This is a genomic window from Desulfobacter vibrioformis DSM 8776, from assembly GCF_000745975.1.
Taxonomy (GTDB): Bacteria; Desulfobacterota; Desulfobacteria; order Desulfobacterales; family Desulfobacteraceae; genus Desulfobacter; species Desulfobacter vibrioformis.
The window spans coordinates 51,149-64,072 of record NZ_JQKJ01000017.1 but is presented as its reverse complement, the minus strand read 5'-3'; the positions used below and the strand labels follow the sequence as shown (position 1 = coordinate 64,072).

General features: G+C 47.7%; 13 protein-coding genes. 8 read left to right on the top strand and 5 right to left on the bottom strand.

The annotated features are described in order from the left end of the window. Positions 1 to 59 precede the first annotated feature (59 nt). From Q366_RS11980 to Q366_RS11960, 5 genes are all read left to right on the top strand, one after another. On the top strand, positions 60 to 815 hold the full coding sequence (locus tag Q366_RS11980) for an ABC transporter ATP-binding protein (RefSeq protein ID WP_035239166.1): 756 nt from the start codon (positions 60 to 62) through the stop codon (positions 813 to 815). Further along, positions 812 to 1,585, top strand: a complete 774-nt coding sequence (locus Q366_RS11975) for an ABC transporter permease (RefSeq protein WP_035239164.1) — start codon at positions 812 to 814, stop codon at positions 1,583 to 1,585. Before Q366_RS11980 ends, Q366_RS11975 begins: the two co-directional genes overlap by 4 nt. Then, positions 1,582 to 2,523 (top strand): ABC transporter substrate-binding protein, encoded by a 942-nt coding sequence (locus Q366_RS11970; RefSeq protein ID WP_035239162.1) that lies wholly within the window; start codon positions 1,582 to 1,584, stop codon positions 2,521 to 2,523. Before Q366_RS11975 ends, Q366_RS11970 begins: the two co-directional genes overlap by 4 nt. A gap of 31 nt (positions 2,524 to 2,554) precedes the next feature. Further along, the gene (thiD, locus tag Q366_RS11965; RefSeq protein ID WP_035239161.1) at positions 2,555 to 3,385 is read left to right on the top strand and encodes a bifunctional hydroxymethylpyrimidine kinase/phosphomethylpyrimidine kinase; all 831 of its coding nucleotides are present in this window, start codon (positions 2,555 to 2,557) and stop codon (positions 3,383 to 3,385) included. Positions 3,386 to 3,465: 80 nt separating this feature from the next. Then, positions 3,466 to 3,936 carry a DUF6144 family protein gene (locus Q366_RS11960; RefSeq protein ID WP_035239159.1) on the top strand — a complete coding sequence of 157 codons (471 nt, stop codon included), beginning with the start codon at positions 3,466 to 3,468 and terminating at the stop codon, positions 3,934 to 3,936. A 101-nt stretch (positions 3,937 to 4,037) separates the two neighbouring features. Here the strand turns inward: Q366_RS11960 and Q366_RS11955 are convergent, their stop codons facing one another. Beyond that, complete coding sequence (locus Q366_RS11955; RefSeq protein WP_245619949.1) at positions 4,038 to 5,924, bottom strand: peptidase U32 family protein; 1,887 nt, start codon at positions 5,922 to 5,924, stop codon at positions 4,038 to 4,040. A gap of 315 nt (positions 5,925 to 6,239) precedes the next feature. Between Q366_RS11955 and phoU the strand changes: the two genes are divergently transcribed. The 3 genes from phoU (at position 6,240) to Q366_RS11940 (ending at position 9,033) form a co-directional block, all read left to right on the top strand. After that, positions 6,240 to 6,920, top strand: coding sequence for a phosphate signaling complex protein PhoU (phoU, locus tag Q366_RS11950; RefSeq protein ID WP_035239156.1), 681 nt, complete (start codon positions 6,240 to 6,242; stop codon positions 6,918 to 6,920). 201 nt (positions 6,921 to 7,121) lie between these two features. Beyond that, positions 7,122 to 8,312 carry an AAA family ATPase gene (locus tag Q366_RS11945; protein ID WP_035239267.1) on the top strand — a complete coding sequence of 397 codons (1,191 nt, stop codon included), beginning with the start codon at positions 7,122 to 7,124 and terminating at the stop codon, positions 8,310 to 8,312. Between the two features lies 1 nt (position 8,313). Beyond that, the gene (locus tag Q366_RS11940; protein ID WP_035239152.1) at positions 8,314 to 9,033 is read left to right on the top strand and encodes a hypothetical protein; all 720 of its coding nucleotides are present in this window, start codon (positions 8,314 to 8,316) and stop codon (positions 9,031 to 9,033) included. Here Q366_RS11940 and Q366_RS11935 read toward each other — a convergent pair. The 4 genes from Q366_RS11935 to asd form a co-directional block, all read right to left on the bottom strand. Further along, positions 9,030 to 10,190 carry a hypothetical protein gene (locus Q366_RS11935; RefSeq protein WP_035239148.1) on the bottom strand — a complete coding sequence of 387 codons (1,161 nt, stop codon included), beginning with the start codon at positions 10,188 to 10,190 and terminating at the stop codon, positions 9,030 to 9,032. The genes Q366_RS11940 and Q366_RS11935 overlap by 4 nt on opposite strands. Positions 10,191 to 10,202: 12 nt before the next feature. Then, a complete protein-coding gene (locus Q366_RS11930; protein WP_035239146.1) occupies positions 10,203 to 11,441 on the bottom strand; it encodes a hypothetical protein in 1,239 nt (412 codons plus the stop codon). A gap of 2 nt (positions 11,442 to 11,443) precedes the next feature. Next, positions 11,444 to 11,518 (bottom strand): SEC-C metal-binding domain-containing protein, encoded by a 75-nt coding sequence (locus Q366_RS22375; RefSeq protein ID WP_084691812.1) that lies wholly within the window; start codon positions 11,516 to 11,518, stop codon positions 11,444 to 11,446. A 145-nt stretch (positions 11,519 to 11,663) separates the two neighbouring features. After that, complete coding sequence (gene asd, locus Q366_RS11925) at positions 11,664 to 12,770, bottom strand: aspartate-semialdehyde dehydrogenase (protein ID WP_035239144.1); 1,107 nt, start codon at positions 12,768 to 12,770, stop codon at positions 11,664 to 11,666. Positions 12,771 to 12,924: the final 154 nt, after the last annotated feature.

Here is a 12,924-nt window from a genome sequence, read left to right as displayed (position 1 = left end):
GCCGCCCAAACACGGGTTTGGGTTTAGGCACTTACTAACAGCAAGACTGGAAGCAACTTATGCTTGAGGTCCAAGGTCTGGCCAAATCATTTGGTTTGCAGGCCATTTTTAAAAATTTCAGCCTGTACCTGCCCCAGGGGCGGTTTACAGTGCTGGTGGGCCCGTCCGGGTGCGGAAAGTCCACCCTTTTTGACTGCCTGACCGGCATGGTCTGCCCGGACCAGGGCCGGATTGTGTGGCAGGGCAACGCCACTGCCCACCTTGGCGGCGTTGCCGCCTATATGCAGCAAAAGGACATGCTGCTGCCCTGGCTGACGCTGGGAGAAAACGCGCTTTTGCCGGTGCAGGCAAAGCCCCGGGCCCTGAAAAACATGAAACAGGCAAAGGAAAAACTTGCCCGGATCTTCGAAAAAATCGGGCTTACAGGATTTCAGACCCATTATCCCGACCAGGTATCCGGCGGCATGCGCCAGCGATGCGCCCTGGCCCGCACCCTGATGTTTGACCGGGACCTGGTCCTGTTGGATGAACCCCTGTCCGCCCTGGACGCCATTACCCGCCGGGAACTGCAAGGTCTGCTGCTCATGCTGCAAAAAGAGTTCGGCAAAACCGTTCTCATGATCACCCACGACATTGAAGAGGCCCTGACCCTGGCAGATGACATCATCCTTTTAGGTTCTGCCCCCATGGCCATTCTGGAACGGTTCCAGCCCAGGGCATCCAAACCAAGGGATTTCAGCCTGCCGGAATTCATGGACATCAAGGCCAGGATTCTTTCCCGGCTGCTGACCGAAAAGGAGAAGATTCAGGGATGAAATGGTCAGATATGTTATTCCCGTCAGCCCTTATCCTTGGCATACTGGTCCTCTGGGAGGCCTTTGTACGGGTCATGAACATCCCGGCATTTATCCTGCCCCCGCCATCGGCCATCGGCTTTTGTGCGGTGATAAAAGCGCCCCTGATCTGGCCCCATGCCCTGACCACGGCCCTGGAAATCATACTGGGCATTGTGATTGCCCTGGGAACCGCCATTCCTTTGGCCATATTCATGTTTGCCCGGCCCGGCATTGAAAAAGGCCTTTCCCCGTTTCTGGTGGCATCCCAGGCTGTGCCGGTATTTGCCCTGGCCCCGCTGCTTGTGATCTGGCTGGGGTACGGCATCTGGTCCAAGGTATTCATGGCCTGGGTGATCATTTTTTTCCCCATTACCGTGAGCTTGTTATCCGGCCTTAAAAGCTGCGACCCTGATTTTCGCAGACTGTTTACCCTTATGGGGGCGGGGTTTTGGATGAAGCTGCGCCTGCTGTACTGGCCCTGGGCCCTTCCCCAGTTTTTCTCCGGGCTTAAGGTAGGCGTCACCGTGGCCACCATCGGCGCGGTCATCGGCGAATGGGTGGGTGCCCAGAAAGGACTTGGGTATCTGATGATCCAGTCCAATGCCCGGCTGAATACGGAGCTGGTATTTGCCTGCATTCTCTGGCTTTCGGCCATGGGTCTTGGGCTGTGGGCCCTGGTCGGTTTTGCTGAAAAACGAATCATGACATGGAAAAACAATTCATTCATAAAACGAAAGGATAAACAATGAAACGACATGTTGTTCTGACACTGATGATTTTCTTAATGCTCTGCAGCACTGCTTCGGCACAGAAACTTGTGCTCATGCTGGACTGGTTTCCCAACGTGGACCACCTGCCTGTCTATCTTGCCCAGGAATCCGGATATTTTGCAGAACAAGGTCTGGACGTTGAGATTATCATTCCGTCGGAGACCTCGGATGCGCTGAAGCTTGCAGCAGCCGGCCAGGTGGATCTGGCCGTATCCTACCAGCCCCAGACCATCATGGCGGCAGATGCCGGACTCCCGGTTAAAGCTGTGGCCCCCCTTGTGGTCAAGCCCCTGACCACCCTGATGTTTTTGGATCAGTCCATAAAAACGCCCGCAGATTTGTCCGGTAAAAAAATCGGTTACACCGTGCCCGGACTCATGGACATGCTGCTCAAAGGCTTTGCCGACATCAACGGGATCACGGACTACACCCCGGTGAATGTGGGATTCACCATCCTGCCTGCCCTGGTTTCCAAACAGGTGGCCGCTGTTATGGGTCCCTTTAAAACTTACGAAACCGTGACCATGCAGCAGCAAGGCGTTGAACCCCGGTTTTTTGAACTGGAAAGATACGGCATTCCGGAATACGAAGAGCTGATTTTTGCGGCAGGTGCAGCCACCCTTGAAAAGAAAAAAGAGGCTGTCCACGGATTTGTCCTGGCGCTTTCCAAGGCCCTGGCTGACATTAAAAGGGATCCTGACAACGCCCTGTCCCTCTACTTTGACGCCCTGCCCGAAGTGGATAAAGAGACAGAAACAAAAGCGTTTGCCCTGACAGCCGCGTATTTTGCAGCCCCGGGCCAGGTCAGCGACCCTGAAAAATGGCAGGCATTTATAGATTTTTCCCTGAAATACGGACTGATTAAAAACACACTCAGCCCCCGGGATCTTATCTACACCCGGGACAACAACAATTAAAAAAATCCGATCCAAAGGGACGTTGTAACTTATGAAAACATACTATCGCGCATTAACCATCGCAGGGTCTGACAGCGGCGGCGGGGCAGGTATCCAGGCAGACTTGAAAACTTTCAGTGCCCTGGGGGTATTCGGCATGTCCGCCATTACAGCACTCACGGCCCAGAACACCCACAGTGTCACAGGTATTTTCCCGGTTCCCCCGGCATTTATCGGGGAACAGATTGATGCTGTGATGGCGGATATCGGCACCAATGCCGTCAAAATCGGCATGCTCCATTCACCTGAAGTCATTGAACTGGTGGCCCAAAAACTCAAACAATGGCAATGCCCCAATGTGGTGCTGGACCCGGTGATGATCTCCAAATCCGGAGACAAGCTGCTCCAGGACGATGCTGTGGCCGCACTGACAAAACACCTGCTTCCCCTGGCCACGGTGATCACCCCGAATCTGCCCGAGGCCTCGGTGCTTTTAGGCAGGACCATCGACACCCCGGATAAAATGGAAGAGGCTGCCGTTGCCCTTGCAGGCCTTGGCGCAGCCAATGTGCTGGTCAAAGGCGGGCACCTGGCTTCGGGGCCGGGCATTGATCTGCTCTATGAAGCCGCCTCCGGGCAGACAACGCGCTATACGGCGGACCGTGTGGACACCAAAAACAGCCACGGTACGGGGTGTACCCTGTCATCTGCCATTGCCGCAGGCCTTGCCCGGGGACTTGACCTGAAAGCTGCCGTTTCCCAGGCCAAAACCTATATCACCGAAGCATTAAAGGCCGGCGCCGATATCAAAACCGGCTCGGGACACGGACCGGTCCACCATTTTCATGCGTTGTGGAAGAAGGAATTATTTATATCCACATAATATTCATATTATCTGGGTAGATAAGCCGGAATGAAAAATAAACGGTAACCGCAGATCAACTTGATGTTTAGGAACGAACTATGATCAATAAAAATCAAAAATGGATTGAAAGCCTTCACGAAGGAATAAGTCTTTTAAATGAAACCGACCAAGAAACATTGATGAAAAAGGCTGGTATCAGTTGCGTCTCAGATATTTTACAATTATGCGAATCCTCTTTAGGACATGAAATCAAAACAATTTCAGATCTCATCAATGGTTGGAATATTCTTCGAAAATCGAAAGGTTTAAAAGGCGGGTGGCAATCAAATGATCTGGAAATAACCGGTGTGTTTCATGAGTGCGGGTGCCCACTTGTTAGAGGAAAATATGTAAAATTACATCCCATCCAATGTCTTTGTTCAAAAGGAATGATTGAAACAATTTTTTCAAAAGTATCCCAAACTAATGTCAAAGTCGAAATGAAACAGTCAATAGGAAATGGCGATAATATGTGTGAATTTAAAGTAATACTGAACGGGAGTAGCTTTTCAGAAAAATCTGGATCATAAAGAAGCCAAATAAAAATTTGTTTTTTTGAGCCTTCACGTATGGCAAATAAACGCCCCAATCACCCCATCATATGCATGTCTTACGTCAAAGTTACATGCAACTATCCTTCTGTCCGGATCTGCATTTCGCATTCCCGGCAGTGAAAGGTCACCTGGAAACGGTGTTTGCCATGGGTCAGAAACAACGGCGCCAAAGAAGGCTGCGGGGAATTGCTCCGGTTTTTCTCTGCCTTTCCGGAACACCACCCAAGGCTGCGGCGGATACAGTGTTTTGTGGTCATGACCGGGGTTCCCGGTCCTGGCGGGGCACATTCAAAGGCTGGATCAATGGATGTTACGCCTCTTTTCTTATAAAACTGAACCGCCAGATGGTTGGCAGCATTGGCCCGGAAATCAAGGTCGGCACGGTAAAAAGAAACGGGGACAGGCCTTGGCGCAACAGAGAGCCGCGCATGGGCCTTTAACCGGTTCTTTTCCAGGCAGTCCAAAAGGTCCCGGCGCAGGCGGTTCAAGTCAGCGGCAGGCAGGAACACCGGCTTTGAAAGGATTTCAAGGCGGTTCATCAAAAAACAGGTATTGCCCAGTTTGCCCAACTGCTTTTCAATGGCTGCCCTGGCCGTGTTCGGATTGCGGGCAGGTTCGCCCGGAACACAAAGCAGGGCCCGGGCCTGGATATTGTCCTCATCCACACAGGAGAGCTCAAACCCCTGGGGGTGTTCACAAAATTTCATATCCAGAGATATCTTTCTTTGGGCGGTCATGCCTGCCATAAGACGCGCAAACCCAAGGTCATGGTTTCTGAATACCATGGTTCCCTTCGGCAGATCATCTTTGTGAATCCGTGTTCTGCCGGACGGGAACACAAATGCGTTTTCATCCACCCGGTTCACATAAAATCCTTTGAGCCTGCCCGGTGCTGTGGGAAAACAGATCCCGTCCCCGGGCCGCAGATCATGGACCCGGTCCAGTACCAGGGCCTGGTTTTTAATTTGCTTAACCTGGCCCACCGGCTCTCCCACTGATTTTGGCGTATCAAAGGCAGCAATGGAGCCTGGTGAGGAACCGGAAAGAAAATAATCAGTAAATCCCCGGTTAAAGGACTTGCGGGGATCCGGGGTGAAAAAAAAAGTGGTACGGCCCGAAGAGGCGCAGGATTGGGAAAAACCGGTCTTTATCAGGGCATCAAGCCTCTGGCGGTAAAATCCCGTGATATTTTTCACATAATCTAAACTTTTAAGCCTTCCTTCGATCTTAAAAGAGGTAATTCCGGCCCGGACCAGATCCGCCAGGAAATCAGCGCGGTTCATGTCCTTTAAAGAGAGTAGGTGTCTGTTTTCACAAAGGGTGGTTCCCTGTTTATCTTCAAGGGTCCAGGCAAGCCTGCAGGGCTGGCCGCAGGCCCCGCGATTGGCACTTCTGCCGCCAATGGCCGCACTCATGTAGCATTGCCCGGAATAGCCCACGCACAATGCCCCGTGGACAAAGGCCTCAAGATCCACACTCGTGGCGTCCCGGATCTGCTTAACAGCCGCCAGCGGCAGTTCCCGGGCAAGAATAACACGGGAAAATCCGGACTGTTCAAGGAATCTGACCTTTTCCGGTGTCCGGTTATCGGTCTGGGTACTGGCAAATAAGGGGATGGGGGGCAGATCCATCTCTAAAAGACCCATATCCTGGATGATCAGGGCATCCACCCCGGCATGGTAAAGCTGCTGGATCAAACGCCTGGCCGGCTCAAGTTCATGGTCAAAGAGCAGGGTGTTAAAGGCCGCATACACCCGGGCGAAATAGCGGTGGGCATAGGTGCATAACGCTTCGATATCCGCCACACTGTTGCCGGCGGCAGCCCTTGCCCCGAAGCGCTCGGGGCCGATATACACGGCATCTGCACCATGGTCCACGGCGGCCTTGCCAAATTCCATATTTTTTGCCGGCGCCAAAAGTTCCAGGCAGGACATGGTAGCTCCTTTAAATACGTATTTTGTCAATTTTTTCTCCCCAAAAATTCTCCCAAACATAAAAAATATGCAACCCAATGTCATTAACTTAAGCATTGAATATTTTATTTTACCATGAAGGGTATGAAGAGCATGAAGAATATATGCCGGAAAATCAATCTTCATGTCCTTCATGTGCTTCATGGTTTTAATTTGGATGCTAATTATGACATTGGGCAAGCAGGTGATCAACACCGGCCGGAAAATCTGCCTGACTGTTTTCCTGCCCTAATATAATTTTAATATGCATCAGCTATATTTGTTTTGTTTTCATATTTCGCACACAAAAGGAGAGACCGCCATTTTATGGAACGTCACATCTCAACTTCCTATGACCGGGAAATCGATAATCTCGGTGCACAGATTCATGCCATGGGCAAATTATGTGAATGGCAGCTGGCAAAGGCCACCAAGGCATTTAAAATTACAGACAAACGCCTGGCCGATGAAGTGATCAAGGCGGATCAGCAGGTCAACGAACTTCACCGGAAAGCGGAAAACGACACCATAACGGTCCTGGCCAGGCGCCAGCCCGTGGCAGGGGATTTGAGATACATTATCAGCGTGATTAAAATCGCTTCTGAATTTGAACGGATTGCGGACTATGCCGCCAACATCTCCAAACGGGTGCTTCTGCTGGAAGGCACCCCCTTTACCTTGTCAACGGAGTATATCATTGATATTTCCCGGGATTGCCGGACCATGATCAACAGTGTTCTGGATGCCTTTGACCGCCAGGATGAACTTGCTGCAGCGACGGTGTGGAAAAAAGACAATGATGTGGATAAAAAATTTGTCCGGTTCATGAACACCCTGAAACGGGAAGCAGAAAAGCACGAAGACATTGCAGGCGCCTTTACCGGGTATATTTTCATCGGCCGCTGCCTGGAGCGGATCGGGGACCATGTCACCAACATTGCGGAAAATATTTATTACATCAAAACCGGAGATACCTACCTGTCTCACTTTGAACAACACTCGGACTGAACGCAGTCTCCTTCCATGAAACAGGCGTAAAGCCCAAGGCAATCGCATGTAATTTAACTTGCCTGAACTTTAATCTCAATTTAGAATGGCTCATGCGGACGGGGGATTGATAATTTTTTTTTGCATTGATAGAGTCGATTACTTAAGACTGCGTTTAAAATGCTGTACAGGGAATTAGAACCATACAAAAAAGCATATGCCATGAGAATAAAATCTATTGAGGCAAATAATTTCAAATCACTTGTCGATTTCAAAATTGATCTTGGACCATTCAATGGATTGATCGGCTTGAATGGATCCGGTAAGTCAACGGTTCTACAATTTGTTGATTTTGCCTCTCAACTCATCAAAGGAAACATAACGGAGTGGTTGAAGGAACGAAAGTGGCAACCTTCAGACCTTAAATCGAAGCTAACAAAAAAGGGAAATATCGACCTGAAAATATCGTTTGCAAATAAAAAAGGCCAAGAAATCGGCTATTGGAGTGCAAACTATAACCCTTCGATGAAACATTGCACGCAAGAACGTATTCAATTTCTGCAATCCTCATTAGAAGTAAAAAAAGGGGTAGTTTATATAACCTTGAGACAAAACTCAAATAATGAAAGCAATTCAAAGATTAGAATTCCTTTCGAATATGAAGGCTCTATCCTTTCGGCCTTGAAAGAGGATTTGCTGCCTCGTTCAGTCCTAAAATGTAAGAGTTTTCTGAAAAATATGAATTCGCTTGATTTGCTTTCACCAGAACACCTGCGACAACGAACAAGAGAATCTTCAGGGGCTCTTGGTTTGGGAGGGCAAAAACTTTCTTCATTTCTTTATGAACTCGGGCGGGTAAAGCGCGAGGATTTAACATCACGATTGCGATATGTTTACCCCCAACTTTTATCCGTTGGCGTGAAATCTCTTCGTTCAGGCTGGAAGCAGTTAGAAATTTCGGAAGAATACGATGGCATGGAGGCTGGCATGCGTGGTTTTTTTCCAATAATGCGGACGGAGGCTCGCCACGTTAATGATGGAATGCTTCGATTGATAACTATTTTGGCCGAACTGCAATCTAAACATAGCCTTTTGCTGTTTGATGAAATCGAAAATGGAATCAATCCCGAAGCTGTAGAATTTATAATAGATACATTGACTAACTCTGATAAGCAGGTGATTGTCACGACGCATAGTCCTATGATCCTTAACTATCTCAACGATGAAATTGCCAAGTCCGGAATCGTTTATCTCTACAAGACATCAATTGGGATCTCGAAGGCCATCCAATTTTTTACAATTCCATCCATTGCAGAGAAGTTGACAGTTATGGGGCCAGGGGAGGTGTTTGTAGATACAAACTTGACGGAACTGGATAAGGAAATCCAAACCCTTGATCTAAAAGGGGAGTAAAATGTACTTTCTTCTTAGCGGGGAAGGACCGACAGATCTTGGTGTTTGTCCCAACGGATTGGCTATATGTGAAGGAGAACAACATTCTCAAGGCCCATTGGCAATAATAATGTCTCAAATTGCGGAACAGCAAATTATGTATTCTTTCATAGACACTCACTCTTACGGTTTTATCTCGAAAGGAGAATTAAAACAAAAGGCATCTGAACTCAAAAAAAAGAAATCGCTCAGACTACCAGGTAAAAAGAAACAAAAGGAAACCGAATATTACTATCGAAATGCGAGATCTCTGGCATTATTTGCTAAAGAGAAACAAGAAGAACTCAATGATGATGACGTCATAGCTGTCCTTTTCAGAGACTCTGACGGATCGGCCTCTGCTGATCGTGGACATTGGCAACACAAAAGGGATTCCATGATTAAGGGGTTCCAGGACGAGAATTTTGAGAAAGGAGTTCCTATGGTCCCAAAACCGAAATCTGAAGCCTGGATCATTTGTGCTGTCAAAAATAATCCGTATCAGGGTTGCGGCTCTTTGGAGAATCGTTCAGGCAACGATAACTCACCACAATCTCTAAAAAAAGAGATTGCAGAGATCCTTAAAGGCCAAACATCACGAACACAACTTTGTGAACTAGTGAATAACGGAACCATAGACTGGAACAGAATAGAAATGCCAAGTTTCCTGGCGTTCAAAAATGCATTAATTGATGTGCTTTAATGTAGACTATTTGAATCAATACGACTTATAAAGCTTGATTTTCGGCTATGATTTTCCCGAATGCCTATCAGCCTTGATTTGAACAAACTGGTTGTATTATTCTTTTTGGCAAGATCCTTCAAATCAATCAGAAGTCTTATGGCTTCATCATAGTTCGTGGGCTTTTTAGTCAAAATAAGGGCGTCAATTTTTTTCCAGATTTCATTTTCTCTTCCGGCCAGTCCGTTCAAATATTTTTCCCTTGCGATGGCCGCTTCCTTTTCTTTGCGTATTTTTTCCTTTGTTTTCTGTTCAGCGATCTGCCGATCCTTTTCTTTAGTATATGCCTCCGCTTTTTGAAGCAATTTTATTACAGTGCGTGATGCCTTTTCATTGTTTTGGGTATCTTTTATTGATAGTGTTTTTCGAAACCGCTGCAACAGTTCGTTTCCTAAATGAGGATCGTTGCCATTGATCAGCCGAAAAATAATGGTATCTTTTTCGCTATTGGGCAGTCCATCTATCCAGGTTTCTAGCTTTTGAATTTTTAGCTTTTGATCGTTTTGAACCGATTTTTGTTCTGCAATACTGTTTTCAGCGGCTACCTGGATAAGATCCTTATCGAGCCGCATCAAATCTGCAAAACTTTCAAGGGAAGCGTTTAAATTTCCAAGATTTGCAGGAACAGGCGGTTCTTCATCATCATTTTCGATCTCACCCATTTGCGCACAAAAGAGCCAGGCAAGATACAAGCATCGATAATCCCCCCGGATAAGATCGGAACGTAATGAAATCAATGGTAACAGATAACCGTCACCTTCTTCCCAAACATAATCTTCGGTTTCAGAGGTAAAGTCAAAGATGAGGTAGTCTCCCTTTTCATAGATAGTCCAACTGTCTCCGATGCAATATTGACTTGCAAGATCCAAATCTATTAATTTTCGCGGAATCTTCAGCATAAGCTGATGGATTCCCCAATTGGTGACATATAAAAAGGCATCAAAATATTTTTCCATCAGCTTCAATGGATCACCTTTGAAGTTGCCATAGTTGTATTCATTGATAAAGCTTGTTGAGGTGATCTGCGCTCTGGAGGATATATTCCGGAGCACTTCTCGGTCTTTTTCAGATAAAGGTTTGTCTATGGCTTGAAACTCATAATACTGGTATTCACTCATCTTTATCCCTTATTAATGTTTAAAAATTTGCGGTTTGCCGTCCGGATTAATTTCAATGCCAATGATGTCGCCGGTCTTAAATCCGATGCTCCGGATTCGGGCGCAAACCTCCGCATGTCGTTTCTGGTACCAGTATACGGACCACAGAGGATTCCGGACCGTATCAACGCCATAGGCATCGTGGCTGTCAAGATTTAAACGAACTTTATCCCTTGCAATCACGGTGTCAGCCTCGGCCATGAACCGATCGATAAAATAATGGTGGTCATACAGGGCCTGTGAAAGCTGCTTCTGAAGTTCGGGGGTGTCTTCAAGATAGTGATTGACGATCTGGCGAAGATCACCAGGCACAAGGATAGAAAGGCCCAAGACCGCAAACCGCCAATACTGCAGGGCAAATGATTCCAGCGTTTGCTGGTAATCTGAAATCACACCCAGAATATCCTCAAAAACCGTGGGTTGATCTCCCCAGCCGTGAACCATTTTCTCACATTGGTTGATGACCTCCAGATAAAAGGACTGGTTGTCCATGACAAAGATTGGCCGCTCACGATAACTGTGCCGCTTTCGAATTCTCCGAATGCCGTCCAGAAGAATGATCTGCTGCTCGCTTTCGATCATCTCCTTCAGGTCGAATCCCGAAATATCCTTGGCCTGGACAATATAAATGTCATTATCATACGTGATGATATATTCAATTTCACAACTGAACCCTAAAAAATCCTGTATGCCCGTTGACAAGTCAATCAGTTTCCGGTCATGGGGGATTCGGGTAATGAACGGCTCGTTACTCAGCTTTTGCTGACGGTCACGACAATAACCGAACTCCCACTGGCGGCCAATCATTTTAGCCATGACACTAGATCCATCCATAAAAGGCATTAGGATCACCCCCATCTGTTCCGGGTCAATCTCCGGCGCGCGATTGAATTTTTGCTGTCGCCGGATCGAAAGGCCTTTGGCGGTGCGGGATGCATTCACCATCCGTTTGCGCGCATACTTTATCCCGCTGATATCCGAGTAAGTCGTGACAGAATCAAAGGTGCCGCCTTTGAAATATTCCTCGTCAGGATGAGCGCTGCGAGCGATGACCTTGAAACCGTCCCGATAGTTTTTCAAAAAAACTTCCAGTTCGGCAAAATCATTGGTTTTAAAATTTTCCGCAGGAACGTACAGAAAATCGGGCACGCTGAACCCGCCATCCTTTAAGCGCTTCAGCAGCAGGGCTTTTTCCGGCAATCGGGTTGACATGATTAATTTCTCCTTACCCGCAGCATTTTTTTATACGTTTTCCCGCTTCCGCATGGGCAGGATTCATTGCGGGTGATTTTTGTTTCGACTTTCGTTGGCTTGGAGAGTTATATCAAAAATAGAACCCCCAAACGCGACATGAGCCATCCCTATAAAGCAAAAACACCCCCCGAAAAGCCAATTGTCTGCCGAAGGGTGTCCACCGTAAAACTGTTTTAAAGTTTAAAGAATAATATTTAAAATACGCCGCAAAGGCTCTGCTGCGCCCCAGAGCAGCTGATCTCCCACGGAAAATGCGGTGAGAAAATTTTCACCGATATTCATTTTCCGGATTCTGCCCACGGGTACGTTCAGGGTACCTGTCACTGCGGCGGGTGTCAGCTCTCTGATGGAATCTTCCTTATTGTTGGGTATTACCCGGACCCAGTCATTATTGGCAGCCAGGGCCGCATTGATCTCGTCCAAGGGGACATCTTTTTTCAACTTGATGGTAAAGGCCTGGGAATGGCAGCGCATGGATCCGATGCGGATGCACTGGCCGTCAATGGGGATGGGATTGTCCGAGCGCCCCAGAATTTTGTTGGTTTCCACAAACCCTTTCCACTCCTCCCGGGTCTGGCCGTTGTCCATGGCCCGGTCAATCCAGGGGATAAGGCTGGCACCCAGGGGAACGCCCCAGTTTTCAACAGGATAGGCATCGGACCGCAAGGTGTCGGTAACCTTTTGGTCAAGATCAAGAATCGCTGCTGCAGGATTATCCAGAATCGGGGCTGCCTGGTCACCAATGGTTCTCATCTGGGCCACAAGCTCTCTCATGTTTTTGGCACCGGCCCCGGAAGCGGCCTGGTAGGTCATGGAGGTCATCCACTCCACCCAGTCGTTTTCAAAAAGCCCGCCTAAAGCCATCAGCATCAATGATACAGTGCAGTTGCCGCCGATAAAGTTCTTAATTCCCCTGGATATCGCCTCTTCAATGACCGGCAGGTTTACCGGATCCAGAACAATAATGCTTTGTCCATCCATCCTCAAGGTGGATGCCGCATCAATCCAGAACCCGTTCCAGCCCCGCTCGGCCAGTTTGGGACGCACGGCTTCGGTGTAAGAACCACCCTGGCAGGTCACCAATATATCCATTTCCATGAGTGTGTCTATATCAAAAGCGTCAATGAGATTTGAAGCGCCCCGGCCCACATCAGGGGCAGGTTGTCCGGCCTGGGACGTGGTGAAAAAAACCGGCGTAAATTTTTGAAAATCGTTCTGTGAAGACATTCTTTCCATGAGCACGGACCCTACCATGCCCCGCCAGCCTACTATTCCGACTTTTTTCATCTCCTTTATCCTTTCTGCTACAGGTATGTAATTTAAAATTTGAATCTCACTGCATAGCTGCTTTTTCTTAAAAAAGCCAGTTTTTTTCCTTGTTCTCTTTTTATTTACTATTTGGAATTATATGATATAATTCGTTTTTAAAAAATCTTGCCCA

Bases quoted from the DNA above. Each gene is read 5' to 3' on its own strand.
- Q366_RS11980 (WP_035239166.1), top strand. From the start codon at position 60: ATGCTTGAGGTCCAAGGTCTGGCCAAATCATTTGGTTTGCAGGCCATT.
- Q366_RS11975 (WP_035239164.1), top strand. From the start codon at position 812: ATGAAATGGTCAGATATGTTATTCCCGTCAGCCCTTATCCTTGGCATA.
- Q366_RS11970 (WP_035239162.1), top strand. From the start codon at position 1,582: ATGAAACGACATGTTGTTCTGACACTGATGATTTTCTTAATGCTCTGC.
- thiD (WP_035239161.1), top strand. From the start codon at position 2,555: ATGAAAACATACTATCGCGCATTAACCATCGCAGGGTCTGACAGCGGC.
- Q366_RS11960 (WP_035239159.1), top strand. From the start codon at position 3,466: ATGATCAATAAAAATCAAAAATGGATTGAAAGCCTTCACGAAGGAATA.
- phoU (WP_035239156.1), top strand. From the start codon at position 6,240: ATGGAACGTCACATCTCAACTTCCTATGACCGGGAAATCGATAATCTC.
- Q366_RS11945 (WP_035239267.1), top strand. From the start codon at position 7,122: ATGAGAATAAAATCTATTGAGGCAAATAATTTCAAATCACTTGTCGAT.
- Q366_RS11940 (WP_035239152.1), top strand. From the start codon at position 8,314: ATGTACTTTCTTCTTAGCGGGGAAGGACCGACAGATCTTGGTGTTTGT.
- Q366_RS11935 (WP_035239148.1), bottom strand. From the start codon at position 10,190: ATGAGTGAATACCAGTATTATGAGTTTCAAGCCATAGACAAACCTTTA.
- Q366_RS11930 (WP_035239146.1), bottom strand. From the start codon at position 11,441: ATGTCAACCCGATTGCCGGAAAAAGCCCTGCTGCTGAAGCGCTTAAAG.
- asd (WP_035239144.1), bottom strand. From the start codon at position 12,770: ATGAAAAAAGTCGGAATAGTAGGCTGGCGGGGCATGGTAGGGTCCGTG.